The organism is Klebsiella sp. SWET4 (assembly GCF_024296565.1).
Taxonomy (GTDB): domain Bacteria; phylum Pseudomonadota; class Gammaproteobacteria; order Enterobacterales; family Enterobacteriaceae; genus Klebsiella; species Klebsiella variicola.
This window is the reverse complement of the sequence record NZ_JANCOB010000001.1, coordinates 448,521-474,164: the sequence shown is the minus strand read 5'-3', so window position 1 is coordinate 474,164 and position 25,644 is coordinate 448,521. Positions and strand designations below refer to the sequence as shown.

General features: G+C 60.3%; 28 protein-coding genes and 1 pseudogene. 13 read left to right on the top strand and 16 right to left on the bottom strand.

Going from position 1 to position 25,644, the window contains the following annotated elements:
• Window positions 1-168 precede the first annotated feature (168 nt).
• The 3 genes from NKJ21_RS02565 to NKJ21_RS02555 all read left to right on the top strand — a co-directional run bounded on the left by NKJ21_RS02565 (window position 169) and on the right by NKJ21_RS02555 (window position 2,424).
• Window positions 169-912, top strand: coding sequence for a DeoR/GlpR family DNA-binding transcription regulator (locus NKJ21_RS02565; RefSeq protein ID WP_012541956.1), 744 nt, complete (start codon window positions 169-171; stop codon window positions 910-912).
• Window positions 875-1,993 carry an oxidoreductase gene (locus NKJ21_RS02560; protein ID WP_254732685.1) on the top strand — a complete coding sequence of 373 codons (1,119 nt, stop codon included), beginning with the start codon at window positions 875-877 and terminating at the stop codon, window positions 1,991-1,993. The genes NKJ21_RS02565 and NKJ21_RS02560 overlap by 38 nt, the downstream gene beginning before the upstream one ends.
• Before the next feature lie 236 nt (window positions 1,994-2,229).
• A complete protein-coding gene (locus NKJ21_RS02555) occupies window positions 2,230-2,424 on the top strand; it encodes a hypothetical protein (protein ID WP_008805155.1) in 195 nt (64 codons plus the stop codon).
• A 115-nt stretch (window positions 2,425-2,539) separates the two neighbouring features.
• Here the strand turns inward: NKJ21_RS02555 and NKJ21_RS02550 are convergent, their stop codons facing one another.
• Both NKJ21_RS02550 and NKJ21_RS02545 read right to left on the bottom strand, forming a co-directional pair.
• Complete coding sequence (locus NKJ21_RS02550) at window positions 2,540-3,289, bottom strand: hypothetical protein (RefSeq protein ID WP_008805156.1); 750 nt, start codon at window positions 3,287-3,289, stop codon at window positions 2,540-2,542.
• A 235-nt stretch (window positions 3,290-3,524) separates the two neighbouring features.
• Window positions 3,525-4,901, bottom strand: a complete 1,377-nt coding sequence (locus tag NKJ21_RS02545; protein ID WP_016160889.1) for an amino acid permease — start codon at window positions 4,899-4,901, stop codon at window positions 3,525-3,527.
• Between the two features lie 334 nt (window positions 4,902-5,235).
• Here NKJ21_RS02545 and NKJ21_RS02540 point away from each other — a divergent pair, with 334 nt between their 5' ends.
• The 3 genes from NKJ21_RS02540 to NKJ21_RS02530 all read left to right on the top strand — a co-directional run bounded on the left by NKJ21_RS02540 (window position 5,236) and on the right by NKJ21_RS02530 (window position 7,818).
• Window positions 5,236-5,715 carry an Lrp/AsnC family transcriptional regulator gene (locus NKJ21_RS02540; RefSeq protein ID WP_008805158.1) on the top strand — a complete coding sequence of 160 codons (480 nt, stop codon included), beginning with the start codon at window positions 5,236-5,238 and terminating at the stop codon, window positions 5,713-5,715.
• 250 nt (window positions 5,716-5,965) lie between these two features.
• The gene (locus tag NKJ21_RS02535; protein ID WP_002902402.1) at window positions 5,966-6,580 is read left to right on the top strand and encodes a YitT family protein; all 615 of its coding nucleotides are present in this window, start codon (window positions 5,966-5,968) and stop codon (window positions 6,578-6,580) included.
• A 38-nt stretch (window positions 6,581-6,618) separates the two neighbouring features.
• Complete coding sequence (locus tag NKJ21_RS02530; protein ID WP_012968380.1) at window positions 6,619-7,818, top strand: amino acid aminotransferase; 1,200 nt, start codon at window positions 6,619-6,621, stop codon at window positions 7,816-7,818.
• Between the two features lie 44 nt (window positions 7,819-7,862).
• Here the strand turns inward: NKJ21_RS02530 and NKJ21_RS02525 are convergent, their stop codons facing one another.
• From NKJ21_RS02525 to NKJ21_RS02515, 3 genes are read right to left on the bottom strand one after another with little or no spacing between them, the layout of a single operon-like run.
• Entirely contained in the window at window positions 7,863-8,531 is a 669-nt protein-coding gene (locus tag NKJ21_RS02525; RefSeq protein WP_004892563.1) for a methionine ABC transporter permease, read from the bottom strand.
• Complete coding sequence (locus NKJ21_RS02520; protein ID WP_008805160.1) at window positions 8,524-9,537, bottom strand: methionine ABC transporter ATP-binding protein; 1,014 nt, start codon at window positions 9,535-9,537, stop codon at window positions 8,524-8,526. The genes NKJ21_RS02525 and NKJ21_RS02520 overlap by 8 nt, the downstream gene beginning before the upstream one ends.
• Window positions 9,538-9,545: 8 nt before the next feature.
• Entirely contained in the window at window positions 9,546-10,352 is an 807-nt protein-coding gene (locus NKJ21_RS02515; RefSeq protein WP_012968382.1) for a MetQ/NlpA family ABC transporter substrate-binding protein, read from the bottom strand.
• 220 nt (window positions 10,353-10,572) lie between these two features.
• Between NKJ21_RS02515 and NKJ21_RS02510 the strand changes: the two genes are divergently transcribed.
• A complete protein-coding gene (locus NKJ21_RS02510) occupies window positions 10,573-11,748 on the top strand; it encodes an aminotransferase class I/II-fold pyridoxal phosphate-dependent enzyme (RefSeq protein ID WP_254732683.1) in 1,176 nt (391 codons plus the stop codon).
• Window positions 11,749-11,794: 46 nt separating this feature from the next.
• On the opposite strand, the gene NKJ21_RS02505 is transcribed toward NKJ21_RS02510, so the two are convergent.
• On the bottom strand, window positions 11,795-12,829 hold the full coding sequence (locus tag NKJ21_RS02505; protein ID WP_049152824.1) for an NADP-dependent oxidoreductase: 1,035 nt from the start codon (window positions 12,827-12,829) through the stop codon (window positions 11,795-11,797).
• Between the two features lie 88 nt (window positions 12,830-12,917).
• On the opposite strand from NKJ21_RS02505, the gene NKJ21_RS02500 reads away from it, so the two are divergent.
• The gene (locus NKJ21_RS02500) at window positions 12,918-13,466 is read left to right on the top strand and encodes a TetR/AcrR family transcriptional regulator (protein WP_038422425.1); all 549 of its coding nucleotides are present in this window, start codon (window positions 12,918-12,920) and stop codon (window positions 13,464-13,466) included.
• Window positions 13,467-13,522: 56 nt separating this feature from the next.
• Here NKJ21_RS02500 and NKJ21_RS02495 read toward each other — a convergent pair whose 3' ends face one another.
• Window positions 13,523-14,434: an NmrA/HSCARG family protein gene (locus NKJ21_RS02495; protein WP_044643832.1), complete on the bottom strand. Its 912-nt coding sequence runs from the start codon at window positions 14,432-14,434 to the stop codon at window positions 13,523-13,525.
• Entirely contained in the window at window positions 14,427-15,296 is an 870-nt protein-coding gene (locus NKJ21_RS02490; RefSeq protein WP_163613296.1) for an MBL fold metallo-hydrolase, read from the bottom strand. Before NKJ21_RS02490 ends, NKJ21_RS02495 begins: the two co-directional genes overlap by 8 nt.
• An 87-nt stretch (window positions 15,297-15,383) precedes the next feature.
• Here NKJ21_RS02490 and NKJ21_RS02485 point away from each other — a divergent pair, with 87 nt between their 5' ends.
• Complete coding sequence (locus tag NKJ21_RS02485) at window positions 15,384-16,307, top strand: LysR family transcriptional regulator (RefSeq protein ID WP_049152826.1); 924 nt, start codon at window positions 15,384-15,386, stop codon at window positions 16,305-16,307.
• Window positions 16,308-16,326: 19 nt separating this feature from the next.
• On the opposite strand, the gene NKJ21_RS02480 is transcribed toward NKJ21_RS02485, so the two are convergent.
• Complete coding sequence (locus tag NKJ21_RS02480; protein ID WP_040968435.1) at window positions 16,327-17,232, bottom strand: LysR family transcriptional regulator; 906 nt, start codon at window positions 17,230-17,232, stop codon at window positions 16,327-16,329.
• Window positions 17,233-17,370: 138 nt separating this feature from the next.
• Between NKJ21_RS02480 and NKJ21_RS02475 the strand changes: the two genes are divergently transcribed.
• Together NKJ21_RS02475 and NKJ21_RS02470 are read left to right on the top strand one after the other, a co-directional pair.
• Entirely contained in the window at window positions 17,371-18,300 is a 930-nt protein-coding gene (locus NKJ21_RS02475) for an aromatic alcohol reductase (protein WP_049152827.1), read from the top strand.
• A gap of 25 nt (window positions 18,301-18,325) precedes the next feature.
• Window positions 18,326-18,532: a DUF1471 domain-containing protein gene (locus tag NKJ21_RS02470; protein ID WP_004179576.1), complete on the top strand. Its 207-nt coding sequence runs from the start codon at window positions 18,326-18,328 to the stop codon at window positions 18,530-18,532.
• Window positions 18,533-18,582: 50 nt separating this feature from the next.
• Here NKJ21_RS02470 and NKJ21_RS02465 read toward each other — a convergent pair whose 3' ends face one another.
• Window positions 18,583-19,461, bottom strand: a complete 879-nt coding sequence (locus tag NKJ21_RS02465; protein ID WP_012968392.1) for an AraC family transcriptional regulator — start codon at window positions 19,459-19,461, stop codon at window positions 18,583-18,585.
• A gap of 158 nt (window positions 19,462-19,619) precedes the next feature.
• Here NKJ21_RS02465 and NKJ21_RS02460 point away from each other — a divergent pair, with 158 nt between their 5' ends.
• A complete protein-coding gene (locus NKJ21_RS02460) occupies window positions 19,620-20,375 on the top strand; it encodes an SDR family NAD(P)-dependent oxidoreductase (protein ID WP_032735404.1) in 756 nt (251 codons plus the stop codon).
• Window positions 20,376-20,379: 4 nt separating this feature from the next.
• Here NKJ21_RS02460 and NKJ21_RS02455 read toward each other — a convergent pair whose 3' ends face one another.
• Entirely contained in the window at window positions 20,380-20,973 is a 594-nt protein-coding gene (locus tag NKJ21_RS02455) for a TetR/AcrR family transcriptional regulator (RefSeq protein ID WP_046882207.1), read from the bottom strand.
• A 73-nt stretch (window positions 20,974-21,046) separates the two neighbouring features.
• On the opposite strand from NKJ21_RS02455, the gene bdcA reads away from it, so the two are divergent.
• Window positions 21,047-21,760, top strand: coding sequence for an SDR family oxidoreductase (gene bdcA / locus NKJ21_RS02450; RefSeq protein WP_254732681.1), 714 nt, complete (start codon window positions 21,047-21,049; stop codon window positions 21,758-21,760).
• Between the two features lie 66 nt (window positions 21,761-21,826).
• On the opposite strand, the gene NKJ21_RS02445 is transcribed toward bdcA, so the two are convergent.
• The 5 genes and pseudogenes from NKJ21_RS02445 to NKJ21_RS27810 all read right to left on the bottom strand — a co-directional run.
• A complete protein-coding gene (locus NKJ21_RS02445; protein WP_049139353.1) occupies window positions 21,827-22,321 on the bottom strand; it encodes a hypothetical protein in 495 nt (164 codons plus the stop codon).
• A 107-nt stretch (window positions 22,322-22,428) separates the two neighbouring features.
• A complete protein-coding gene (gene tssJ, locus NKJ21_RS02440) occupies window positions 22,429-22,971 on the bottom strand; it encodes a type VI secretion system lipoprotein TssJ (protein WP_043875442.1) in 543 nt (180 codons plus the stop codon).
• The gene (tssG, locus tag NKJ21_RS02435) at window positions 22,949-24,034 is read right to left on the bottom strand and encodes a type VI secretion system baseplate subunit TssG (RefSeq protein ID WP_239270363.1); all 1,086 of its coding nucleotides are present in this window, start codon (window positions 24,032-24,034) and stop codon (window positions 22,949-22,951) included. The genes tssJ and tssG overlap by 23 nt, the downstream gene beginning before the upstream one ends.
• Complete coding sequence (locus tag NKJ21_RS27680) at window positions 23,998-25,014, bottom strand: type VI secretion system baseplate subunit TssF (protein ID WP_302931773.1); 1,017 nt, start codon at window positions 25,012-25,014, stop codon at window positions 23,998-24,000. The genes tssG and NKJ21_RS27680 overlap by 37 nt, the downstream gene beginning before the upstream one ends.
• Window positions 25,015-25,490, bottom strand: a pseudogene (locus NKJ21_RS27810) (DUF2345 domain-containing protein); the annotation flags it as partial.
• Window positions 25,491-25,644: the final 154 nt, after the last annotated feature.

The following is a 25,644-nucleotide window of genomic DNA, read 5'->3' as shown; positions in this document are numbered from 1 at the left end:
AAAAAGCGCTTTCGCCCCGGGTCGCGCTGCACTCCTCATTTAACGTTAAAGCGTAGTGAAATCAAGTTCTTCCCGTTTTGCCGATCTCACTGCGTTTTTTTGCGGTTTATTTTGTCACTCATTGCTGTATTATGCTGTTTATTGCGTTAATTTGCGGAGTCGCTTGCCATGCATAAGCTCGCCAGACAAAAACACATCCTCGACAGGCTGAGTGAAAACGGCCAGCTAAGCATCAGCGAACTGGTCGAAGGGCTCCAGGTCTCCGCCGATACCATTCGCCGGGATCTGAGCGAACTGGAAAAACAGGGTGTCCTGCAGAAAAGTCACGGCGGCGCCATCGCTCTTAACGTCCCGGCGATGACGCGCCAGGGTCGAAACGCCCTGCTCCCCCAGACCAAGCAGCGCCTGGGTCAGCAGGTCGCCGCGCGCATCCCCCTCGGCTCGACGCTGTTTCTCGACGCCGGAAGCACGGTGCTGGCGGTCGCCGCCCAGCTTAAAGGGCCGATGACCGTGATCACGCCTTCGCTGGATATCGCCCAGCTGTTTAGCGACCGTACCGATATCCAGTTGATCCTGCTTGGCGGCCAGTGGGACAGTGAACAGCGGCTGTTCGCCGGCAGCGCTACGCTGTCGCTGGTCGCCCGCTACCGGGCCGACATCGCCATTCTCGGCGCCTGCGCGCTTCATGCCGGGCTGGGGCTGAGCGCCAGCCAGGAGGCCGATGCTGACGTGAAGCGCGCCATGCTGGCCGCCAGCGCAGAGCACTGGCTGGTGGCAGATCATACCAAAGTCAACCATTGCGAGCCGTGGCTGGTGGCCGGGCTCAGCGACATTCACCATCTTTTTCTTGATCGTCCCTGGGCTGAGCTGGGGGATGACCCCGCCCTCTCTGTACACATTGCTGACGCTTAACCGCGTGGAGAACCTGATGAGTAACAACACAATAAATATCGCCCTGATTGGCTATGGCTTCGTCGGTAAGACCTTCCACGCGCCGCTTATCCGTTCAGTGCCGGGTCTGAATCTGGCGTTCGTCGCCTCGCGCGATGAAGAGAAAGTCAAACGCGACCTGCCGGATGTCACGGTCATCGACTCCCCGGAGGCAGCGGTTCAGCATCCGGATGTCGATCTGGTGGTCATCGCCTCCCCCAACGCCACCCACGCGCCGCTGGCCCGCCTGGCGCTGAACGCCGGCAAGCATGTGGTGGTGGATAAACCTTTTACCCTCGATATGCAGGAAGCCCGGGAGCTGATCGCCCTGGCTGAGGAGAAACAGCGCCTGCTCTCGGTCTTCCATAACCGCCGCTGGGACAGCGACTACCTGGGGATCCGTCAGGTCATTGAGCAGGGCGCCATCGGCACGGTGAAACACTTCGAGTCGCATTTTGACCGCTTCCGTCCGGAAGTTCGCGTCCGCTGGCGTGAGCATAACGTCCCGGGCAGTGGTTTATGGTTCGATCTGGGGCCCCACCTGATCGACCAGGCGCTGCAGCTGTTTGGTTTGCCGCAGTCGGTACAAGGCAATATCGCCACCCTGCGCGACGGCGCGGAGATCAACGACTGGGCGCATGTGGTATTAAACTACCCGGCGCATAAAGCGATCCTGCACTGCAGCATGCTGGTCGCGGGCGGCTCCTCGCGCTTCACCGTGCACGGCGATAAAGGCAGCGTGATCAAAGCGCGGGCCGACCAGCAGGAGAGCCAGTTGCTGGCGGGCGTGGAGCCGGGAAGTGCCGGCTGGGGTCAGGATGATGACAAGCTGGTGATCTATGACGCCTCGCTGCAGACCCACTCTCAGGCCACTCCGCAGGGCGATCAGCGCCAGTACTATATGCAGATCCGCGACGCGCTGAACGGTCAGATCGCCAATCCGGTGCCGCCGGTTGAAGCGCTGGCGGTAATGGCCGTTCTGGAAGCGGCGGTGCGCGCTGCAGAAAGCGGCATGGTGCAGACCCTGGACCTGACCGACGACGAGCGCCACGCGCTGCGCTAATCCTGCCTGCTCTCCGGTTATCTGCGCATCCCGCAGGTAACCGGTTCCTCCGTTCCATTTCAGAAAAAATCACTACTCGTCCGCAATCTAACCCTCTTTTATCCTGCTTTATAGCGCAAAGCACCGCTGGAAATTTCAGCCAATTGGGAGGAGGATAGAGAGCAGATCGATCGTGATGAGAAAAGGGTTGCTGACGCTGTGGACGCGGCGACCGCATTAATGGACAGGAGAAGCTCATGTACTACACGTTAGGAGATACCACTCTCCATTTTTATCGCTATCAGTGCAAATTTTACGTCGCCCACTGGGACGGGGGTAACGTGATGGACGAGAAATTTAAACCGTTTATCGAACAGATCACTGAGAAGACCGGGCTGGATGCGAAACGCGTCGAGACCGCCGCGCGCGATTATTTTACCAACGTGGATTAACATGCAACCTGGTGCTGTAGGGCGTGGGTGCAGGCTGGCGCGATGAACGCGCATGCTAACCCACGCTTTCGCCGCCAGGTGTTTCTCTCCTGGCGGCTTCCCTTCCCCGTCGGCCTTAAACCGTGGACAGTTTGGCCAGAATGGCGGCGAAGGCATCATTAACGTTATCGCCGGCGAGCAGTTTTTTACGCAACGTGAAGCTTCTGCCGCTGGAACGGATCCGTAGCCGAACTTTCGCATCATTATTCCCGCGCTCAGCCAGCACAACGTCACCTAACGGAATAACGTAGGTATCGGCATAGAGCCCCGGTGTAAATATCATCGACTCGCCGCTCACGCCAATCACCACCCGATTCTGCAGACGATAGCCATTGCACAGCGCAACAATGCCGGCGGCAATAAATACCCCGCCAATACCCATGCCAATCATTAAGATAATAATGCCGGCGATGAGCGCCAGCGCCCCCTGCGGATAAAAACCGGATGCATTAAAGGTTAATAGCTGGTGATTATCGTCGCGGCCCATCGCCCCGGTTGTTGACCGCCACGGGGTAAAACCGGCGTTAATCCGCGTTTGAAAGCTGAACATACAGCCAACCAGAAAGATCATGCTGGCGGGCACCATCACGATACCGCCAATAAATGCCAGCACGATGGCCAGATAAGGATAGCGGCCCGACAACATAATACTGACGGCCTGAACCACCACGGCGATAAACAGAGCGAGCACCAGCCAGGACCACATGCTGTCCGCCCGATGATGAAAGTTCAGCTGTCCTTCATCGAGTAATAAATTTCGCGCGACAAAACAGATAATAATATTGACGAACAGGCCTATCCAGACCAGTTTATGAACATGCTTCATCCCATACTCCATTATGTATTTTACTATTCCATTCGGTGGCATTATAAAATAAACCTGAATGCCGTCGGGATATTACCAAAGCGCCACGCAAGATCAATAAAAAGCATGTTCATGTCATCTATTCCCAGATTAACATGTCCGGTTATCATTTATAGGAATTATAAAATCCACTAGAAGTATTGACGTTATTTTCACGATGAGAATATCACCCTGCCGCCCGGCAGGGTGTTGGCGATTAACCTTCTTTCATCACCACCAGCGCCGGGGCGCTTTTCTTCCGCAGCAGATAGCCTGCGGCGAGGATCAGCAGCCATACCGGGATCAGGCAGACGGAGATGCGGATGTCGGGAGTCAGATACATCACCACGAGGATCCCGGCGAGAAACAGCAGGCACAGCCAGTTAGTCAGGGGATAGCCGAGGCTTTGGAAGGCCGTTACCTTCCCGGCCCGCTGCATAGCGCGACGAAACTTGAGATGGGTGATGCAGATCATCGCCCAGTTAATCACCAGGGCCGCCACCACCAGCGCCATCAGCAGGCCAAACGCTTTACCAGGCATCACATAGTTAATCACCACGCAAAGCGCCGTGGCGACGGCAGATACCGCCAGCGCGGTCAACGGGATCCCCCGGCGGTTAACCCGCAGCAGCGCCCGCGGAGCATTGCCCTGCTGAGCCAGGCCGAACAGCATCCGGCTGTTGCAGTACACACAGCTGTTGTAGACCGAAAGCGCGGCGGTGAGCACCACCAGATTGAGAGCGTTGGCCACAATATTGCTGTCAATGGCATGAAAGATCAGCACAAAGGGGCTACCCCCCTCCACGACGTTACGCCAGGGATAGAGTGACAGCAGGACCGCCAGCGAACCCACATAAAACAGCAGAATACGGTAGATCACCTGGTTGGTGGCTTTGGGAATGGTTTTATGCGGTTCGTCGGCTTCCGCCGCGGTGATCCCCACCAGCTCAAGCCCGCCGAAGGAGAACATGATTACCGCCATCGCCATTACTAAGCCCGTGATACCGTTAGGGAAAAATCCCCCGTCCTGCCACAGGTTGGCCACCGTCGCCGCCGGGCCGCCGTGGCCGCTAAATAACAGATAGCTGCCAAAGGCGATCATGCTGATGATGGCGGCCACTTTGACAATCGAGAACCAAAACTCCAGCTCGCCATACACTTTGACATTCGTCAGGTTGATGGCGTTGATCGCCACGAAGAAGATCGCCGCCGACAGCCAGGCGGGTACTTCCGGCCACCAGTACTGAATATAGATCCCCACCGCCGTCAGCTCCGCCATGCTCACCAGCACATACAACACCCAGTAATTCCAGCCGGACATAAACCCGGCGAAAGGCCCCCAGTAGCGGTTGGCGAAATGGCTGAACGACCCCGCCACCGGCTCCTCTACCACCATCTCGCCAAGTTGTCGCATGATGAAGAAGGCGATCGCTCCGGCGATGGCGTAGCCCAGCAGGACCGAGGGGCCTGCCATACGGATCGTCTGCGCGATACCTAAAAACAGTCCGGTGCCGACCGCGCCCCCGAGGGCGATCAACTGGATGTGGCGGTTTTTTAACCCACGTTTTAACTGATGCTCTTGCTGCGTTGTCATCTCTGACCTGCCCCTGTCTGTAAAAAAGTCACCTTCGGCGATAGCAACTTTCAGGCCAGGGCGCAGCATCCCGCCATAAGAGCAAGAGCAATATATTGAATTTTATTAAAATATTATTTATCCGTCTGCTCTGGGGCGTGAGTCATGCGCCGCCAGGCCAAACATAACGCGCAATAAACCGCCTGAAATCGCACATATCATGAGAAAAATAGCCTCCTCATGCATAAAGCTGACCCGTTTTGGTGCGCCGGCGTCGCCGCCCTGTCGTCAGACTTCACGGCGGGCAAAAAGCTGTTAGGCTGTTAACCACTCTGACGTTCCACTAGTGGCCACCATGTACAACATCGACGACTATGATTTGAAAATTCTCACCCTGCTGCAGGCCAATGGCCGTTTGACCAATCAGGAACTGAGCGATCTCATCGGCCTGTCCGCCTCCCAGTGTTCACGGCGCCGCATCGCCCTTGAACAGGCGCAGCTTATCCTCGGCTATCATGCGCGGCTGGCGCCGGATGCTGCCGGGCAGGAAATGCTGGGCCTGATAGAAGTGCGCTTGCTGAATCACACCCCACAATGCGTGGAGAGCTTTCACCAGATGCTCAGTGAAGTGGACGCCATCCTGGACGCCTGGAAAACCACCGGCGACGCCGATTATCTGCTGCGGGTGACGGTCCCGGACCTGCCCGGTCTGAGCCATTTGATCAGCCATATTCTGGCGCAAAACAAAGGGGTCGCCCACCTGAAAACCGCGGTGATACTCAACCGCCTTAAAGAGAATGGCCAGCTGATGCCGGGCCCGGATCCGCTGCGCTGAATCAGGGCATGATGCCCTGCGCTGGTGCAAACGCAGGGTTAGTCAATGCATCACAGCGTGATAATTTGCACGGTTTGCGCAATGTAACGCAGAAAATCGCATGAGTCGTGCAATTTTCTCTTTTTGGCATAACAATACGTTAGGCTGAATAGCGCCTGTTTTTTCCGCAAACGATCGCCCGGCCCCCTCCTCTGGTGCGATTTTTGCAAACAAGGACTTATCCTTGTTAACGAAAAGATAGTGCTTATTTATGGATAATATCCTTTCCCCCGAAAAACTGACCCACACCTGGCTGGAGGATACCCTGGCGCTGCTGTTCGGCACGCTGATGATCTCCTTTGGCATTATTTTATTTCGCCAGGCCGGTGCCCTGACCGGCGGAACGGCAGGTATGGCCTTTCTGATCCACTATGCCACCCACCTGCCGTTTGGCGTGGTCTTCTTCGTCATTAACCTGCCTTTCTATTGGCTCTCCGTCCGGCGGATGGGCGCCGCCTTCACGCTGAAAACATTCTGCGCGGTCGGACTGGTGTCCCTGTTCTCTGACCTGCACGGTTACTTTATTCATGTCGATCGCCTGAACCCCTATTACGCCACCCTCTTCGGCAACATCATGGTCGGCATCGGCTTTGTGGTGCTGTTTCGCCATAAAGCGAGCCTCGGCGGCGTTAATATTCTGGCCCTCTATCTGCAGGACAAAAGCGGCATTCGCGCCGGTAAATTCCAGATGGTGGTTGACGCCTGCATCGTCACCGCCTCGCTGTGGGTAGTAAGCCTGCCGATGCTGCTGGTCTCTATCCTCGGCGCCGTGATTTTGAATTCGATTATCGCCATGAACCACCGTCCCGGACGCTACGCGGTGTAATGGCTTCACCTTTGACGGTCATTTCAGGAGTAACCACTGTGTTTCAGAACGTTGACGCCTATGCGGGCGATCCTATCCTGTCGCTGATGGAAGCCTTTCAACAGGATCCCCGGGCAGACAAAGTTAACCTCAGCATCGGGCTGTACTATAACGAGCAGGCCATTATTCCCCAGCTGGAGGCGGTCCGTCAGGCCGCTGACCGGCTGCAGAGTCAGCAGCAAAAGGCCAGCCTTTATCTGCCGATGGAGGGGCTGGCGCCCTATCGCCGTGCGGTCCAGACCCTGCTGTTTGGCGACAATCATCCGGCGTTGCGTGCCGGACGCATCGCCACCATCCAGACGCTGGGGGGCTCCGGCGCGCTGAAGGTGGGCGCTGATTTCCTCAAGCGCTACTTCCCCGACTCCGCGGTCTGGGTCAGCGATCCAACCTGGGAGAACCACGTTGCCATCTTTGCCGGCGCCGGCTTTGAGGTACATACCTATCCCTGGTTCGACAGCGCCACCCGCGGGGTGAATTTCCCCGCTATGCTCGCCGCCCTCCAGCAACTGCCGCCGCGCAGCATTGTGCTGCTTCACCCTTGCTGCCATAACCCGACGGGGGCCGATCTCACCCGCGAGCAGTGGGATCGCGTGATTGAGGTGCTGATCGGCAGGGAGCTGATCCCATTCCTTGATATCGCCTACCAGGGCTTCGGCCGCGGACTGGACGAGGATGCCTATGCCATTCGCGCCATCGCCAGCGCCGGGCTGACGGCGCTGGTCAGCAACTCGTTTTCCAAGATATTTTCGCTGTATGGCGAGCGGGTTGGCGGCCTGTCAGTGGTCTGCGACAATGCCGATATCGCCGGGCGCGTGCTGGGCCAGCTGAAAGCCACCGTGCGGCGCAACTACTCCAGCCCGCCGGGGTTTGGCGCCCAGGTGGTATCGCAGGTGCTCAACGCTCCCGCGCTGAACGCCTTGTGGCAGGAAGAAGTGGAAGCCATGCGCACCCGCATCAGCGCCATGCGCGTCGCGCTGGTGACGGCCCTGCAGGCCGCCCAGCCGGAGGGTGATTTTTCCTATCTGCTGACCCAGCGCGGCATGTTCAGTTATACCGGCTTTAGCACCCGGCAGGTGGACATCCTGCGTGAAGAGTACGGCATTTACCTGATCGCCAGCGGTCGGGTCTGCGTGGCCGGGCTCAACCACGGGAATATTGCGCGAGTCGCCCATGCCTTTGCCGCGGTCTCCACGCGCTAAGCCGCTGTCCCGCGAACCGCGGTTACCCCGGGGCGGGACGACGGTTATTCGCGACGCAGTCGGCGAGCCAGGCGGGTGCCCAGCGTCTGAATGAGCTGGACAATCACAATCAGCACCAGGGCGGTGGTGAGGGTGGCAAAGGCGTCGAAGCGCTGATAGCCATAGGTGATCGCCAGGTCGCCAATACCGCCGCCGCCCACCGTTCCTGCCATGGCGGTCGCACCAAGCAGGCCGATGGTCGCCGTGGTAAGGGCCAGAATCAGCGACGCTGCCGCCTCCGGCAGCATAAAATGCCAGACCGTCTGCAGGGGGGTCGCGCCCATCGCATCCGCGGCTTCGAGGATCCCCTCATCCACCTCCAGCAGTGAGCTCTCCACCAGCCGGGCAATGTAGGGGGCGACAAAAACGATCAGTGGCACGATGGCCCCCGCGGTGCCGATAGTGGTGCCCACCAGCAGTCGGGTAAAGGGCAGGATCACAATCAGCAAAATGATAAACGGCAGCGAACGCAGCACGTTAATCAGCGGATTCAGCGCCTGATGCACCACCGGGTTGGCCACGATGCCGCCGGGACGGCAAACTACCAGCACAATCCCTAACGGTACGCCGATCAGCGCGCCAAAGCCCAGCGAGACGGCGACCATAATCAGCGTGTCATGCAGCGCCAGCAGAAACTGATCGCCGGTAATGGCGGTATCAATAAGATCAAACATGGGTGATTTTCACTCCTGCATCGGCCAGATGGGTGATGGCGCGGTCGGTTTCGTCAGGCTCGCCGAGGAGTTGCACAATCATAAATCCCAGAATCCGGCCCTGAACTTCAGACATGCTGGCAAACAGGATATTCACCTCGACAGCATACTCGCGGATCAGGTGGTTAATGATCGGCTGCTGCGCCGTCGCGCCGATAAATTCGAGGCGTATAGCCCGGGCGCCGTTATCGCGCTGCAGGAGCGACGCCACCCGCTGCGGCAGACGATCGTGCACCACCGACTGCACGAAACTGGCCGTTACCGGATGCTGCGGCTGGGCAAAGAGGTCGAAAACCGTCCCCTGCTCAACGATACGGCCCGCCTGCATCACCGCCACCTTGTGACAGATTTTCTGGATCACCGACATCTCATGGGTGATCAGTACGATGGTGATGCCATAGCGGCGATTAATCTCCTGCAAGAGCAGTAAGATCTGCACCGTGGTGTGGGGATCGAGCGCCGAGGTGGCTTCATCGCACAGCAGTACCGACGGGTTGGTGGCCAGCGCCCGGGCAATACCGACCCGCTGCTTTTGTCCACCCGACAGCTCATTAGGGTAGCTGTGGATTTTGTCGCTCAGATCGACGAACGCCAGCAGTTCCGCCACCCGCGCCTGGATAAAGGCCTTGTCGCGGCCTTGTAAAATCAGCGGGATGGCGATGTTATGGAAAACGGTTTTCGAATTCAGCAGATTAAAATTCTGAAAGATCATGCCGATATCTTTTTTGATGGCCTGCAGGCGCTGGCCGCTGCAGGCCTGTAGCGGCTCGCCGTTTAACAGCACCTCGCCCTCGCCAGGCGTTTCCAGACGATTAATCAGCCGTAATAAGGTGCTTTTTCCTGCCCCGCTGTAGCCAATAATGCCGAAAATATCGCCTCGTTCAATGCTGAGATTAATATCCTGCAGGGCCAGAACCGGATGTCCTTTCCTGGAAAAGCTTTTACTGACGTGGCGAAACTCTATCATCGCGTTATTCATTTTAAATAATCAGGAAGCAGGTAACCATCATACTGCGGATGGCTGAGAATATATTTTTTGAAATCGGCAGAGTGGTAGCCATCGATAATATCTTTGGCAAACTGCGCCTTCTGATTTTTACCGGCGACGGTCACGACATTAATAAAATGGCTGGTGGCTGCCTCCAGCTTTAATGCCGAGGTCAGGGACATACCGCTGGAGACGGCGAAATTGCCCTGAATCAGGCCATAGTCGACATCCGGCAGAGCGCGAACCTGCTGGGCATTATCCATCTCTTTAAGGACAATTTTGTACGGATTGTCAACGATATTGCGCTGCGAAAAAGTGGCGGGGTCGCTGTCCGGTTTGACCTTCACCCAGCCCAGACTCTGTAACACCAGCACCGCGCGATATTCGTTCGACGGCTGGTTCGGTACCGACACGACGGTCCCTGCCGCCGGCGTCCCCAGGGTGGTCAGTTTACCGCCGTACAGCCCCATCGGCGGCGTGGGGACCTGCACAATGCCCACGTTATCGATCCCCAGCCGCTCATTAATTGCTTTCAGATATACCGGATGCTGCATAATATTCGCTTCGATATCCCCGCGGGCTACCGCGTCATTCACCTGAATACCGTCGCTGAAATCCTTATATTCGATTTTATACCCTTTACTCAATAAATAGGGCGCGACGCCTTTCTCAAATTGCTCTTTATACGGCCCGGGGTTAAAGCCGACGCGAATAAGATGTTCGTCGGCGGCGGCATAAAAAGAGGTGGCCGACAACAGGGCGAGAGTCATCCCGAGCGCAACTGACTTGTTCATAAGGTATTTTCCTGGAAGGTTGGCGATATTGAGCGATTAAATCACAGCCGACTGTGGGTTGTAAGCCAGAACGCCGGATTTCCTTTTGCTAATTCCTCATTAACTTTTGCTATATCGACATATCCTAAAAACAAGAATCCTTTGCGTTTTTTGTTATTTAGCCAGGCGCAATAAATCCCTTAAAGATGGCTAATTATTCGTGACTTACACCGGGAATGTTATGCCTGATTTTACTGCTTCGCCGCTGGTGGACGCGCTGGAAGAGAATCTGTTCAGCCTGCTGGAAAAACTGGCCGCGGAGGTCAACACCGAAGCGCTACCGCTGATCGATCTTTCCAGCGGCAGTCCGGATCAACCCACTCCGCCGGAAGTGATTGACTCGCTGCAGAGCGCCATTCATCGTCGTGAAAACCATGGCTACCCGTCGTTCTGGGGCAAACCACAGGTACGCGAGGCGATCGCCCAGTTCTATCGCCGGCAGTATGATGTGGAACTCGATCCGCACAGCGAAGTCGCCGTGTTTCAGGGTTCGCATATCGGCATTGGCGGCATCCCGCGGGCGCTGCTCAGCCCCGGTCAATATCTGATCTCCACCGATCCCTGCTATCCGATTTACAGCTCAGCGGCGCTGCAGTCCCAGGCAACGTTTTATGGCCTGCCGCTCAGGGCGGAGAACCATTTCCTGCCGGATTTTAACGACCTCCCCCGGGAGGTGGCTGACAAGGCCGGGCTGGTGGTGCTTAACTACCCGCATAATCCAACCGGCGCCCTCGCCACGCCGGCGCTGTTCGCCAGCGCTCTGCAATTTGCCCGTCGTCACCAGGTGCCGATCCTCCATGATTTTGCCTATGCGGCCATCGGCAGCGCGGCCAGCGATGCGCCGCTGAGCCTCTTCTCCCAGCCCAACGCGAAAGCATGGGGAGTGGAAACCTATACTTTTTCCAAGACCTTTAATATGGCCGGCTGGCGCTTCGGCTTCGCGGTCGGCAACGCCTCGATTATCCAGGCGTTTAAAAAGCTGCACACCCATAGCTACAGCACGGTGTTTGGCGCGATTCAGGATGCGGCGATCGCCGCGCTCAACCTGCCGGCCGAACGGATTGCGCAGCTGACGGCGGTCTATCATCAACGTCGGGAGTGGGTTCTGCGTCGACTGGCTGCGCTGCGCTGGCCGGCGCGTGCCGCACAAGGCACTTTCTTCCTCTGGCTCGGCGTGCCGCCCGGCTACCGTTCGCAGGAGTTTGCCCGCCTGCTGCTGCAGGAAGCGCATATTCTGGTGGCGCCAGGCACTGGTTTTGGCGAAGGGGGTGAAGGGTTTATTCGCATCAGCCTCACGGCAGGCGACGACGCGCTGAGCAACGCGCTGGACCGTCTCGCCCGGCTGGCGCTGTTTTAGTCCGCCGCCGGGGGAAGTGAAAACACGTAACCCAGGCCGCCGGGGGTTACTCCGCTGAGGAGTCCATCACCGACAGCACAATTTTGCCCTGCAGACGACCTTGCACCGCTCGCTCGTGCGCCATCTGCGCCTGCGCAAGGGGGAAAACGCTGTCAATCGCCACCCGGATGACCCCGGCGTCCAGCAGGTCGGCAAGCCGGGCGAGCTGCGCGCCGCTGGAGCGTACCTGGGTGGTCGAGACCGTCACTCCGCGCTGTCGCGCCTCTTCCGCCACGGCAAAACCGAGCGGAAAGACCGGGTACAGCGCGCCGCCGCGCCGCAGGGTACGCAGAAAACGGCCGCTGGCCGGCCCGCCCGGGGCATCGATGACCAGATCCAGGTCACGCACCGCCTCCTCAACCGCAGTGGTCGTATAGTCGATAAAAGCATCGGCGCCGAGCTGACGCAAAAAGGCTTCATGGCGGCCCGCGGCGACGGCAATCACCTCGGCGCCCTGCCACTTCGCCAGCTGTACGGCGAAATGACCAACGCCGCCCGCCGCGCCGTTGACCAGGACGCGTTTACCCGCCAGCGGCACCGGCCGATGCGGCCCCGGCTGCAGCGGATTCGCCACCTCATGCCCGGGATCGATCATGAACTGCCAGGCGGTGAGGAGCGACATCGGCACTGCGGCGGCCTGCTGATGGCTCAGGGTTAGGGGTTTGCGGGCTAGGTCGCTGACCGGCACGCTAACGTACTCGGCGTAAGCGCGGCTGCCCCCTGCCGCCCCTTCGGGAAAACGCGCCATGGCGTAGACTTCGTCGCCGACCGCCACCTCCCGGACGTCATCCGCCCGCGCCACCACCATCCCGGAGAGATCGGTCCCGAGGATCAAGGGAAAGCGGACCTCGGGCCGCCATTCCGGGGGCAGCTGTTGATAGCCATCGCGCAGATAGCTGTCCGGTGGGTTCACGCCCACCGCGTGCACCTGCACCAGCACCTCGCCAGCCTGCAACACCGGCAGTGGCGCATCGTCATAGCTCAGGACTTCCGGCCCGCCAAAGGCGTGCTGTTGAACAGCCTTCATCATCTGCGTCGACATCGCTTTCTCCTCATATGGAAATGCGTTATATTTAACGGAGCACTGTTCCGAATATATGGAGCAGTGCTCCGATTGTCAAGGAACGCCAATGAGAGCTGATGCCAGAAAAAATTATGATCTGTTAATCGACGTGGCCCGGGACGTCTTCGTGGAGCAAGGCGCCGAGGCCTCGCTGCGCGATATCGCCCGCCGGGCGGGCGTCGGAATGGGAACCCTCTACCGCCACTTTCCCAACCGCGACAGCCTGCTGGAAGCCCTGCTCCGCAGCCGCTTTGCGGCGCTAACCGCCCGGGCTGAGTCGCTTCTGCTCGCCGCCGATCCTGCCGCGGCGCTGCTGGAGTGGCTGGCCGAGAGCGTGGCGTTTACCCATCAGCATCGCGGGATCATCGCCCCGCTGATGAGCGCCATCGACGATCCTGAGTCCGCCCTGCACAGCGCCTGCGTTGCCCTGCGCGCCGCCGGTACGTCGCTGCTGACCCGCGCGCAGCAGGCCGGGCAGGCACGGCCAGATCTCAGCGGAGACGAACTGTTCGATCTGATTGCCGCGCTTGCCTGGCTACGGGAGCAGCCCTCCCATGCCCCGCGCGCAGAGCGGATTTTAGCGGTGCTGGCCGACGCGATCCTGACTGCCGCCTAGCGGCGGCCAGCCACCGACGAGACAGCACGCCTCGAGAGTGACCGGTACGCCCGCCTTTAACGATTAAACGCCCAGTTGGCCCCGCTGGTCAGCGCCCGCTCGAAGGCGGGACGGCCAGGGCCGGACAGCCAGCCGGCGAAGGTGTGCAGCTGCGGGTGCAGCTGGCGCATGGCGTCGAGGTCGGCGTGCCCGGCCAGCCGCCCGTCGTCCACCAGCCCGGTCAGCTTGTGCAGAAAAGGGCTGGCGGCCAGCACCTCATCGGAAAATCGCGAATAGGGGATCGGCCGTCCCGCCGCCGCGGAGAATAACGCCTCCAGTTGACGGCCGGTCACGCTGTCGCTGGCGATCTCAAACGTCTTGCCGGCAAACCGCGCTGGCGCGGCAAAAACTGCCGCGACTAGATGGCCGATATCCTCCACCGCCAGCACCTGCATCCTCCCCTCCGGCAGCATAAAAAAATGAAAATGACCTTCATCAAGGCCAAAACCGGGCATCACCAACAGCTCCATAAAGGTGGCGGGACGCACGATGGTCGCCGCCAGCGGCAGGCGGCGGATATGCCGTTCAATTTCCGCTTTGGTGTCATAATGCGCTACGCCGGTGGGCGTCTCCCCCGCCGCGCTGCCGGAGCTGTACACCAGATGCTTCACCCCGCACTCGACGGCGAGATCGGCGATGGTTATCCCGTAGCGTACCTCCTGCTCATCGGTCACCGTCCCTCCCGGCGAACTGGGCTGGACGCTGAAGACGCCGTCGACCCCGGCCATTGCCGATCGCATTGCCGCCCGGTCTTCAAAGGTACCCACCACCAGCTCGGCTCCCCGTGCCGCCAGCGCGACGGCCCCGGCGGAGAAAGGATCCCTGACCAGCGCCCGAACCCGCCAGCCGCGGTGCAGCAGCGCCCGCGCCACCGAGCCGCCCTGCTGACCGGTCGCGCCAAAAACCAACACGCTTTGCGCATTATTCATCACTGTTCCCCTTATCTGCAGCCTGTTGCCCGGCCTCTCGCCAGCGATAGTCACCTTGCTTATCCTCCTCCAGCCAGCCGCAGGAAGACCCGGCAAAATGCCCGGTGAACCATTGAGCATGATGGCTGGCTCCCCACGCCATCATCTCCCGTCGCGAGGCTTCCGCCTGCCGGGGATCGCCGCAGAACGCTGAGTTCCACTGCGGATGGGCAAACTGGAGCGGGGAATGAAGGAGATCGCCGGAGAAACAGGCGTAATCATCTCCGGCGGCGAGGATCAGCGCGGCATGGTCCGGACTGTGGCCGGGGGTGGGAACAAAGGCGATCCGCCCGCCGACCCGCGGCCGGGCCGCCACATCGACGGTTTCCAGCTGGCCGGCCTCGATCACCGGCAGCAGGCTGTCGAGCCACAGCGCCCGGTAGCGTTCGCTGTTTTTCACCCGCGACAGCTCTTTTGCCGAGCACAGATACCGGGCGTTGGGAAACAGCGGCACCCAGCGATCGTCCTGCCAGACGGTATTCCATCCGACATGGTCGGTATGCAGGTGAGTCAGTAGCACCAGGGTCACGTCCTCCGGGTTCACTCCCGCGGCGCGGAGATTCTCCAGATACGGCGTGTTAAGTTGATGATAGAGTGGATTGCCGCCGCGCTCCCGACCATTGCCGGTGGCGGTATCGATAACAATCAGATCGTGGGGAGTCTGCACCACCCAGCTGTGGATTGACAGCGCAATCGGCTGAATAACGGCCTCCGCCTCCGCTACCGGGAACGCCTCTGGATAGAGCGCCGCCGGCTGCAGGGTAATCTCGCGCTCCGGCACTTTGAAAATCAGGCTATCGCCTGTCTGGTAAGTTTGCATCACACCCTCCGCGCGCATTGCGCTGGTTGATTTATCGGGGTGAGATTCACTATGCTGCCGGGATAACCCACATTCAAATTGATTATCATAATGAAGAAAATCATTGAAAATGATTTTAGTCGTATCGATCTGAATCTGTTGACGGTCTTGATGGTGCTGTACCGCGAAGCGAGCGTCACCCGCACCGCAGAGGTGCTGCATCTTGGCCAGCCGGCCATCAGCGGGGCGCTGAAGCGGCTGCGCGAGATGTTTGACGACCCGCTGTTCGTGCGCAGCGCCAGAGGCATGCTGCCGACGCCGCGGGCGCAAGCGCTGATGACCGACCTGCAGCCGCTGATGGAAAACCTGCATTCGGCGATGTTTGGCGTCGGGGAGTTCGTCCCGGCGCGCGCGCAGCAGCTTTTTCGCATCGGCCTCAGCGACTGGAGCGAACACTGGCTGATGCCCCAGCTGTTACCCGGGCTGATGCAGGAGGCGCCTGGGGTCTCACTGCAGTCGATAGCCGCCGACCCCTTCCAGGTTCGCCAGTTGCTGGAGGAGGAGCGCATTGATGTCGCGGTGTCTGTCAACAAACAGAGCCGCGGGGAGGTGGTCAGCGAGCCAGTGATGACCATGGGAGTCACCACCCTGTGGTCGCCGCAGCAGATCCCCTGTCGCGGGCCGCTGTCGGTGAGCGACTTTGTCGCCTGGGAACATGTGATGGTGGCCTATCGCGAAACCGGCCACGGTGAAATTGACCGCCAGCTCGCCAGCCAGGGACTCGCGCGGCGCGTGCGCTTTGCCACGCAGAATTTCTCCACCTTTCCCCTGCTGCTGACCACCCTGCCGCTGTTCGCCACCGTCCCGCAGGGGCTGGCGCAGCGCTGGCAGGCGCAGTATGCGCTGCGCGCGGACGCTCCGCCGGTAGCGTATCCGGAATTTACGCTGTGCATTTTGCGGCACAAACGCCGGGCGCAGGATCCGGCGCTGAACTGGCTGGTGACGAAGTTAAAACAGGCCATGCGCGGTCAATAACCGGGCCGATGCCCCGGCATCAGGCCTCGCTGAGCGGGGGTTGCAGAACGCGCCTGCTCCAGTCATAAAACGCGCGCACCGCCGGCGGCAGATAGCGGTTTTGCGGATAGACCAGCGACAAAGGAAGATCAGAAGCGGCCTGCTCCAGACAGGCGACCAGCGCCCCGCTCTGCAGATAAGGTTGCGCCAGATAGCTGGCAACGCGGATCAGGCCCAGCCCCTGAATGCCGGCCTGAATGTAGGCATCGGTATCGTCGACCACCAGCGTCTCCTGCATACGGATCGCGCAGTCGCCGTCATCGAGGGAGAAAAGCCAGTCGATGGTCCGCCCGGTACGGTGGTTCAGGTAGCCCACCGCCCGGTGGTGGTGCAGATCGTCGATGCTCTGCGGCCGGCCGTGGGCCGCGAGCCAGGCCGGCGAGGCGAGGACCATCCAGCGGTAGCGGGCCAGAGGACGCGCCACCAGGGTGGTGGAATCTTCGATCCGCCCGGTACGGATCACGCAGTCGAATCCCTCCTGAATAATATCTTCCACGTTGTCGCTTGAGCAGAGGATCAGCTCCAGGTCGGGATACTGCTGCAAAAACTCGCCGATCCTCGGCAGAATGCAGTGGCGGGCAAGGGATTGCGGCATCCCCACCTTGAATCGCCCGGCGGGCTGAGCCGAGCGCCCGGGAAAAGAGGCTTCCATCGCCGCCATCTCGGCCAGCAGCCTTTTACACTCCTCATAATACCGGCGACCCTCCGCCGTCACGCTGAGCTTGCGGGTGGTGCGCTGGAGAAGCTGCGCCCCGAGCCAGGCTTCCAGCTCCTTCACCACCCGCGATACCGTGGAGCGCGGCTGCCCGAGCACCTCCGCCGCACGGGCGAAGCTGTGGGCATCCACAACCGCAACATACAACTGCATGGCATCCAGTCTGTCCATTTCGTACTCCCCCGGCAATTATTATCCCATTATCACGAACAGTCTAACCCGAAATCCTGTTCTTATCGAATGATGCCCGCCCCCCTACACTGAGCCTGTAGCCCGTCAATACAAGGCTTAACTGAGCAAGGAGTCAAAATGAAAACTGATAATCTTAATCATGAGGAAAAGGTATTGGTGCTGGGAGCGGGACAACTGGGCGCCGCCGTTCTCGATGCGCTGGTGCCTGCGGTGATCCAGCGCCAGGGCACGGTCTCGGTTATCGTCTCGCCGGCGGCCAGGGATGAAGCCGGCCAGCTGCGGTCGGCAAACCATCAGGCGCTGGCCGACGCCGAAGCCACCCTCCTCGCCGTCGACATCGCCGGTAGCGCCATGGAGACGCTGGCCGATCAGTTTCGCGGATTCACCACCGTGATTAACTGCATGGGGTTTGTCGCCGGTCCGGGGACACAGCTGAAAATTACCCGCGCGGTGCTGGCGGCCGGGGTACCCCGCTATTTTCCCTGGCAGTTTGGCGTCAATTACGATGTGGTTGGCAAAGGCAGCGGTCAGCCGGTCTGGGACGAGCAGTACGATGTCCGGACCCTGCTGCGCGCGCAGCGGGCCACGGAGTGGGTCATTGTCTCCACCGGGATGTTTACCAGCTTTCTCTTCGAACCAGACTTCGATGTAGTTAATTTATCCAACCGAACCCTTCACGCCCTTGGCAGCTGGGATACCCAGGTGACCGTCACCTCACCGGCGGATATTGGCCACCTGACCACGGCGATTTATCTGCATCAGCCGCGGATCGTCAACGAGGTGGTGTTTGTTGCCGGCGAAACAACCTCTTACCGGCAGCTGGCAGATACCGTGGAGCGTGTAACGCAGCAGACGTTCAGCAAAGCCGTCCACACCCTGCCCGCCCTGCTGGAGCAGCTGCGGACAAACCCGGATGACGCCATGCTGCGCTATCGCGCCGCCTTCGCCCGGGGGGATGGCGTGTGGTGGCCGATGGGCGACACCTGGAATGCCCGCCACCAGCAGCCGACCCAGGACATTGCCGGCTGGCTGCAGACCGCGCGCTGATTTTCTCTCACAGGACAGAATGACGATGAACAAGTTGATTCCACTGATCGTATTGAGTTGTCTGCTGCCCCTGGCGGCAAATGCCAGAACCATCACCGCCACCGGCGATACCCTGGACCATGCGGAGAGCAAAATCCGCCAGCAGGCCGCCCGCGAGGGCGCGACTACCTATCGCATCACTGAAGCGCGGATGGGCAACAAAGTGCATATCACGGCGAAAATCGCGGACTAAACCACCGGCGTCAGGCTCAGGGATGAGCTGCCGCCAGCCCGCGCGCCAGGTCAGGCGCTCATTTTTTCCCGTCGACGATCGCGGCCCGGCGGCGCGCCGTACAGGCGAGCGTATTCCCGGGTGAACTGCGACACGCTGATATAGCCCACCTCCCCGGCAGCCTGGGCAATGCTCATCCCTTCCGCCAACATCAGGCGGCGGGCGTGGATCAGGCGTAACTGCTTCTGAAACTGCAGCGGCGACAGCGTGGTCATGGCGCGGAAATGACGGTGAAAGACAGAGACGCTCATCCCGGCGGCGTCGGCCAGCGCGTCGACGCTGACTGGCTGCATAAAATCCCGGCGCAGCATCGCCACCGCCCGGCGGATCCGCGCCGAATAGCTGTCTACGGCGCCCAGCGCCCGAATGGCCGGCCCATGGACACTCTGCAACAGCCAGTAATGCAGCTCCCGCCGCAGACCTTCCCCCAGCACCGCCAGCGCCCCCGGTTGTTCAAACAGCCTTGCCAGCCGGTAAGCGGCATCCGTCACATCGGCGTTCATCGGTTCGATACCAACGCGGGGCGCCTCATCCGGCCCTGACGGCCCGGCCTCCTGCAGCTCGCGCAGGATAGCCAGGTCCAGCTCCAGCACCAGCGCGTAATAGGGAAAACGCTGACTGGCCTCGGTGATCTGGCTGGTGGTGGGGACATCCGCGGCAATCACCATCGCCTCGCCCGGGCCATAGTCAAAGCTCGCCAGGCCGGTGGTCACGCTCTTGCGCCCCTGGAGCAGCATGGCCACCAGCGGCCTGGCGATGGCCGCCTGCAGGTCGCCAGGATGCAGGGCCCGCACCAGGGTGATGCCGGGAACCGGGGTAACCGCCACCCCGCTGCTATCGACATGAGCATCGGCAAACCGGCGGCAGAGATCGAACAGGGCGTCGCGCATAAGATCCTTTCAGGCAAGTTTTAAAGCCTGAGTATGCGCTATTTCCCGGGAAAAGGGAGTGAACGGAGAGAAATGGGCAAAAAATAACAAGGATTGGGCAACCCGGCCTGACGCACGGCCCCTATTGTAGAGCCTCAACATACCAGAGAGGACCGAACATGACTAAGATTGCACTTATTACCGGCGCCAACCGCGGCCTTGGCCGTCAGACTGCACTGGATATCGCCCGCCAGGGTGGGGATGTCATCGTCACCTACCGCGGCAATCTCGAACAGGCGGAAGAGGTGGTCGCCGACATCCGCGCCCTGGGGCGCAAGGCCATCGCCCTGCCGCTGGATATGGCGCAAACCGCCAGCTTCCCGGCTTTCGCCGACAGCCTCGGCAGCGCGCTGGCCAGCGTCTGGGGGCGGGCCACTTTCGACCACCTGATCAATAACGCAGGGCACGGCGAATTCGCCCCGCTGGCCGAAACGCGCGAAGCGCAGTTCGACGGGCTGTTTAACGTCCACGTTAAGGGGGTATTTTTCCTCGTACAAACCCTGCTGCCGCTGCTGGCAGACGGCGGAAGGATCGTTAACTTCTCCTCCGGGCTGACCCGCGTCTCCTATCCTGGCTTCTCCGCCTACGCTGCGGCCAAAGCGGCCGTGGAGATGCTGAGCGTGTACATGGCCCGCGAGCTGGGCGGGCGCGGCATCACCGTCAATACCATCGCCCCCGGGGCTATCGCCACCGATTTTGGCGGCGGGCTGGTGCGGGACGACGCGGGGGTTAACGCGCAGTTTGCCGCCATGACGGCGCTGGGACGGGTGGGCGTTCCTGAGGATATTGGGCCAATGATCGCCAGCCTGCTGCGCGACGATAACCGCTGGGTGACCGCCCAGCGGATCGAGGTGTCGGGCGGACAAACCATCTGACGACTCAGGCTGGCAGGATGCGCTCCAGCGCCAGGCCTGCCAGCCGCACGGTCTCCAGAAGACGCGGCAGACTATCCCCTTCCCGCGCTTTCGCCGACAGGCCAAGCATCAGCGTATCCATATAGTCAGTCACCCGCAGCGCGTCCTGCGGGCGATGGCGGGCGATATACTGCTGGATTTTGGCTCTTGCCGCAGCATGCCATTCGCCTGCCGCCACCCGGGCGTCAGCATCCTGACAATGTACCCCCTCCAGCACCAGGCAGCCGGCGGCGGCCGGATCGGCCACATAGCGGCGAGCCGCCTCCTGCAGCACGGCGATGAGCGATGCCGCCACCGGCTGGTCGTCTCGCAGCAGGGCGTCGATGGGAATGGCCCCGGTCTGGCTGTAGCGCTGCAGGACGCGGGTATACAGCCCGAGCTTGCTGCCGAAAGCGGCATAAAAGCTCGGGGGGTTGATGCCGAAAGCCTGGGTCAGATCGGCCACGCTCACCGCGTCGTAGCCTCGCGCGTGGAAGAGGCGTTGCGCCGTTGCAATGGCCTGTTCCGCATCAAACTGGCGGGGACGCCCCGGAGTACGTCCTGGTTTTGTAGTAGTCACTATATTAATCCTTGACAGCCTGTTTTGCCGCAGCATATTGTAATCGTCACTACAATATCATGAGGTACGGGATATGACAGCATTTCACAACAAATCAGTGCTGGTTTTAGGCGGGAGTCGGGGAATTGGCGCGGCGATCGTCAGGCGTTTTGTCGCCGATGGCGCATCGGTGGTGTTTAGCTATTCCGGTTCGCCGGAAGCGGCCGAGCTGCTGGCGGCGGAGACCGGCAGCACGGCGGTGCAGGCGGATAGCGCCGATCGTGATGCGGTGATAAGCCTGGTCCGCGACAGCGGCCCGCTGGACGTGTTAGTGGTCAATGCCGGGATCGCCATTTTCGGCGATGCCCTCGAGCAGGACAGCGATGCCATCGATCGCCTGTTCCGCATCAATATTCATGCCCCCTACCATGCCTCCGTGGAAGCGGCGCGCCGTATGCCGGAAGGCGGGCGCATTATTGTCATCGGTTCGGTCAATGGCGATCGCATGCCGGTGCCGGGAATGGCGGCCTATGCGGTCAGCAAATCGGCCCTGCAGGGGCTGGCGCGTGGCCTGGCGCGTGATTTTGGCCCGCGCGGCATCACGGTCAACGTCGTCCAGCCCGGCCCTGTTGATACCGACGCCAACCCGGAGAACGGTCCGATGAAAGAGCTGATGCACAGCTTTATGGCCATTAAGCGCCATGGCCGCCCGGAAGAGGTGGCGGGAATGGTGGCGTGGCTGGCCGGTCCGGAGGCGTCATTTGTCACGGGCGCCATGCACACCATCGACGGCGCGTTTGGCGCCTGATATCCCCGGGCGGCGATGCGCGCTTTGCACCGCCGCCGCGGGAACGTCATCGCCTGTCAGGGATTGTCAGGCCAGGCTGTCGACCGCCATAAAAAAGCGATCTTCGGTAAGCATAAGCCGCGCTTGCGGGGACTGGTGCGCCTTGCGGATCATCCAGCCATCCTCCGGGGCCAGGCTAAGATAAAACACCTCCCGGGAGCCCGTACCGCCGGGTGTCTCGAGACTCAGCGTCACGATCCCCTTTTCCACGCCATCCAACAGCTGCTGCGGCACGATATTGACGCTGCGCTCGCCGTTTTGCAGACGAATGGCCGGGATATCGTAGCGGCAGATGCCGTTGTTGAGGCTGTAGCCAAGGGTACTCAGGTCGTGGAGATGGCGGGTCGACATCACCACCTCAATACCGGTTCCATCAAACCACTGACTTATCTGCTGAGCCAGCGCCGCCATCTGCTGACGAAACCTGGCGATATCCGCGGCGACCGACCCGTCGAGGGCCGCTGTCCGCCGCGGATTTTGCTGTTGCTGCAGTTTCTTAAAAAAACGTTCCCTCGCTGTCACGTTATCTCCCTGTGCTGTGGTGAAGATGGTTATCGCCCGTTCGCTGGTTAACGAAGGTTGAGGGCGAACTGGCGCGATAGCCCCGCCACAAATGTTTGTTTTCGACGTTACTTCGCCGCTTCAGACCTGAGCCGTAGCTGGTTGCGTTCGGCGGTGAAAATGCGCGGCTTGTCCGGATCCAATTCCTCACGCCCCAGCACCTGCTTCCAGGTATTCCTGTCTGTGTCCGGATGGCGGAACAGGCCGACAACCGCCACGAACGTCGCCTCCGCTTCCAGCGGCATATTCAGACTGGCATCCCCTCCGGGACTGATCACCACATCGCGACTGGCGAGGAGATCGGCGGCGAGCAGAATATCCCCCTCCTCCAGCAGCTGCTGGTAAACCAGCCGGTCAAAGGTCTGGCGATCTTTAAGCTGATAGATGCGCACCACCACCGGTTCAGAGAGCGAGTGATTCTCTCTGGCATCGGTGTTGAGCGCTTCACGCGCGGTAAAGTCCAGATGCAGCGTAGTAATTTTCTTATAAAAAACGGCGTTGAAGGCATTTTTGGTCCCCTCCGAGACGCGCTGGGTGAGCCCGCACCCGCTCAGACAAAGCGCAAGCAGGGGCAGCAGGCAGGCGGTTTTAGTCAAACTTGTACGTAACACGTCGGTTTCCTTGTAGAAAGGTGGCAGGCTGCAGGCCCGTATAGGTACCCAGCTCGGTGGTAAAAGTCTGAGGAATATCGTCCTGACTCTCGCCCTCCCCCACACCCAGCACGCCGTTCATACCGAGCCAGAACGGCTCGTCCCCCAGCGGTGGGACAGCCAGCAGTCGGGTCGGCGCGGTCAGGGTGATGTTGGCCCGGAATCGCCAGCCGAGGTATACCCGCAGCAGGATGAGAAAGTCCCGAAACAGCGGGCCGTCAGGCTTCCAGCCCTGCGCCTCCGCGGGATTGTCGGTGGTAAGGGCGACGAGGAGCTGGCTGCTGGCGTCCATCGCTTCGTCACCCAGCGGCGTATTGCCGTCCAGTAAGAAGTCATCATCGCCGTAAAACCCCAGCGGCTGGCTGATCGCCACCGGACGCAGGCTATACGGGCTCACCCTGACGGTGGTCTCCGGGGCCAGCAGGGTGACCAGCGCCTGGATCCCCTGCTGGGTTTTGCCAGGCTGACGCAGCACGCCAGTTAGCGCCAGAAAGCGCGACGCTGGCGAGGCGATATGTTGCGTCGTGCCGGGGATGCCCAGCCCCGCCAGGCCCAGCAGCGACTGCGAGAGACGATCGGTGCCGCCAGGCTCAAAGGTGGCGGGCCAGGAGTATTTCCGCCAGATGCGGTAAAACTGCGTCATGATCCGGTGGCTGAAGATATCCAGTAAGCCCTGCAGCGCTTCATGCCCTTCCCTGCGCTGGGCGATATCATCGAGATATGCCGTCGGGAGCGGCGAATCGACACCGTACAACCCCATAAAGGTGGTGCGAATGACCGGCGGCCCGCAGTCATCGGCCTCATCGTATTCCACGGCTCTGAGTTCGCTGGCCGGGAATCCCATCCCCGGATGCGGGTAAAAACGCACCGGATCGTCAGCCGGATGGCTGGTCGCCCCCATCAGCGGTTGGCCAGGACGCCGTTTTTCCAGAAGCTGGCAGAAGCGGTAAAAATTGATCCGCGGCAGGTCGGCCTCCAGCCGCGGGTTCAGCCGGGAATGCGTCGGCTGTGCTTCTCTTCCCATTCCAGTCGTTCTCCGGTTGGTTGCAGAATGATAATCAGGCGGTTGAACAAATAGATGTCGGTGTAGAGCGCGAAGAAGCGGCTAAGCATCTCGCCAAACAGGCATATGTCGCCTCGTCCGGCAAAGCCGTGACTGTCGAGGGTGACTTCAATCTGCACGCCGCGCACCAGATGGCCCTGCGCAAAGCGCTCTGTTGCGCGGTGATTCACGTCGAGGATGGCTTCCAGACGCCGACGATTCATCTCGCTGTCGGTCCATTCATACAGCGCCAGGGTGCCGCGCAGGACTTCAGCGTTGTCCATCAGGGAAAGAAAACTGCTGCCCAGATGGCTCAGCACCCGCCAGTGAAAGCGGTCCTGGGCCGGGGGATAGCACGGCAGCGTTGGTGCGCAGAGGTTACGCACCGCGACGCTGGCGGAAGTGGTTTTCATCACCGTATCGAGCACGGTGCTCTGCAGCGCGCGACGCGGCAGCTGGCCGTTGGTTCCGGTGAGGGTCAGCGACAGGCTTTCGTCTTCCGGTACGGTATGATTGTCGAAGGCTTCTCCGCCGACGATAAGCCAGGTGTTGTACAGCCCGGAGGGGCCACGGCGCACCCGGGTATCGTAAAAGCGTAAAATTCCGCTGCGCCCTTCCTGCAGAATATCTATACACTGCGTGAGCCAGTTCGCCAGCGCCGAAAAGGGCCAGTATGTGCAGAACAGGAGCAGCGGCGCCTGGATGGCAAGTTGCTGGCTGATATCCTGTAACCAGCGCATTTGCTCATGATCATCAAGCGTAAAGCGCGCCACCAGCGGAGCATCATCGACAATAAATGCTTCCGGAAGTCCATGAAAAAGCGACTGCCACTCAATTGACAGCGAATTCAGCGCCGGAATAACGGAAAAATCCACCCCCGCCTGATCGATAATGACATGCAGATAATCCGTTTCGAAAGCCCGACAGGTTCCGGCGACCTCTTCAATCCATTGTCTGGTCATCTATGCCTCCCGCGGCACGAAGCCCTGCGCCAGCGCCTGGGCTTTTTTAAGGCACTCTTTACACACCGATGCCGGTAGCTCAGGCAAGGGAAACGCCTCGCTGACCGGCCCCTGCAAATCATGCTGTCCCTTAAGGCTAATCACCCCCGGTCCGTGGATCTGTACCTCTCCCTGCGGGGTAAGACGGATATATGCGCCGCCGCAACCCAGGGTGATGCCATTTTTAGCCGTCAACTGCAGATGCCCCTGGGTTGACTGGACGGTGATATCTTTTAGCGCGGTCAGCGACAGAATCTCGCCGTGCGACTCTACTTCCAGCGGACCTTTGGCGGAGACCAGCCTCATCCCCTCCTGTTGCGCCAGCAGTGAAATAGCTGGCTGGCATTCAGAGAACAGCGCTGTGCCGTGGTGATGTTGACCTCCCCCAGGCTCTGCAGATACAGCCCGTTACCGCTGTGCAGGAGGGTTGTTTCCGGCGTGACTGCGGCAATCCCCTGCGGGGCCGACATCAGCAATGTCGGCTGTTTAAGATCGCTGGTGCCTGTGGTCAGTGCGCTTAATGGGCCGGTGTCTGGGATAACATTATGATGGGTTTGCGTAATGCTTCCCCATTCCGTGACCTGATTCACC

Coding starts and splice junctions, on each gene's coding strand:
- NKJ21_RS27680 (WP_302931773.1), bottom strand. CDS start 25,014: ATGACCAGACAATGGATTGAAGAGGTCGCCGGAACCTGTCGGGCTTTC.
- NKJ21_RS02505 (WP_049152824.1), bottom strand. CDS start 12,829: ATGTCGACGCAGATGATGAAGGCTGTTCAACAGCACGCCTTTGGCGGG.
- NKJ21_RS02475 (WP_049152827.1), top strand. CDS start 17,371: ATGAAAACTGATAATCTTAATCATGAGGAAAAGGTATTGGTGCTGGGA.
- tssG (WP_239270363.1), bottom strand. CDS start 24,034: ATGGGAAGAGAAGCACAGCCGACGCATTCCCGGCTGAACCCGCGGCTG.
- NKJ21_RS02480 (WP_040968435.1), bottom strand. CDS start 17,232: ATGGACAGACTGGATGCCATGCAGTTGTATGTTGCGGTTGTGGATGCC.
- NKJ21_RS02540 (WP_008805158.1), top strand. CDS start 5,236: ATGTACAACATCGACGACTATGATTTGAAAATTCTCACCCTGCTGCAG.
- NKJ21_RS02525 (WP_004892563.1), bottom strand. CDS start 8,531: ATGTTTGATCTTATTGATACCGCCATTACCGGCGATCAGTTTCTGCTG.
- NKJ21_RS02520 (WP_008805160.1), bottom strand. CDS start 9,537: ATGATAGAGTTTCGCCACGTCAGTAAAAGCTTTTCCAGGAAAGGACAT.
- NKJ21_RS02555 (WP_008805155.1), top strand. CDS start 2,230: ATGTACTACACGTTAGGAGATACCACTCTCCATTTTTATCGCTATCAG.
- NKJ21_RS02565 (WP_012541956.1), top strand. CDS start 169: ATGCATAAGCTCGCCAGACAAAAACACATCCTCGACAGGCTGAGTGAA.
- bdcA (WP_254732681.1), top strand. CDS start 21,047: ATGACAGCATTTCACAACAAATCAGTGCTGGTTTTAGGCGGGAGTCGG.
- NKJ21_RS02545 (WP_016160889.1), bottom strand. CDS start 4,901: ATGACAACGCAGCAAGAGCATCAGTTAAAACGTGGGTTAAAAAACCGC.
- NKJ21_RS02550 (WP_008805156.1), bottom strand. CDS start 3,289: ATGAAGCATGTTCATAAACTGGTCTGGATAGGCCTGTTCGTCAATATT.
- NKJ21_RS02500 (WP_038422425.1), top strand. CDS start 12,918: ATGAGAGCTGATGCCAGAAAAAATTATGATCTGTTAATCGACGTGGCC.
- NKJ21_RS02465 (WP_012968392.1), bottom strand. CDS start 19,461: ATGCGCGACGCCCTGTTCGATCTCTGCCGCCGGTTTGCCGATGCTCAT.
- NKJ21_RS02515 (WP_012968382.1), bottom strand. CDS start 10,352: ATGAACAAGTCAGTTGCGCTCGGGATGACTCTCGCCCTGTTGTCGGCC.
- NKJ21_RS02460 (WP_032735404.1), top strand. CDS start 19,620: ATGACTAAGATTGCACTTATTACCGGCGCCAACCGCGGCCTTGGCCGT.
- NKJ21_RS02485 (WP_049152826.1), top strand. CDS start 15,384: ATGAAGAAAATCATTGAAAATGATTTTAGTCGTATCGATCTGAATCTG.
- NKJ21_RS02470 (WP_004179576.1), top strand. CDS start 18,326: ATGAACAAGTTGATTCCACTGATCGTATTGAGTTGTCTGCTGCCCCTG.
- NKJ21_RS02495 (WP_044643832.1), bottom strand. CDS start 14,434: ATGAATAATGCGCAAAGCGTGTTGGTTTTTGGCGCGACCGGTCAGCAG.
- NKJ21_RS02535 (WP_002902402.1), top strand. CDS start 5,966: ATGGATAATATCCTTTCCCCCGAAAAACTGACCCACACCTGGCTGGAG.
- NKJ21_RS02560 (WP_254732685.1), top strand. CDS start 875: ATGACCCCGCCCTCTCTGTACACATTGCTGACGCTTAACCGCGTGGAG.
- NKJ21_RS02510 (WP_254732683.1), top strand. CDS start 10,573: ATGCCTGATTTTACTGCTTCGCCGCTGGTGGACGCGCTGGAAGAGAAT.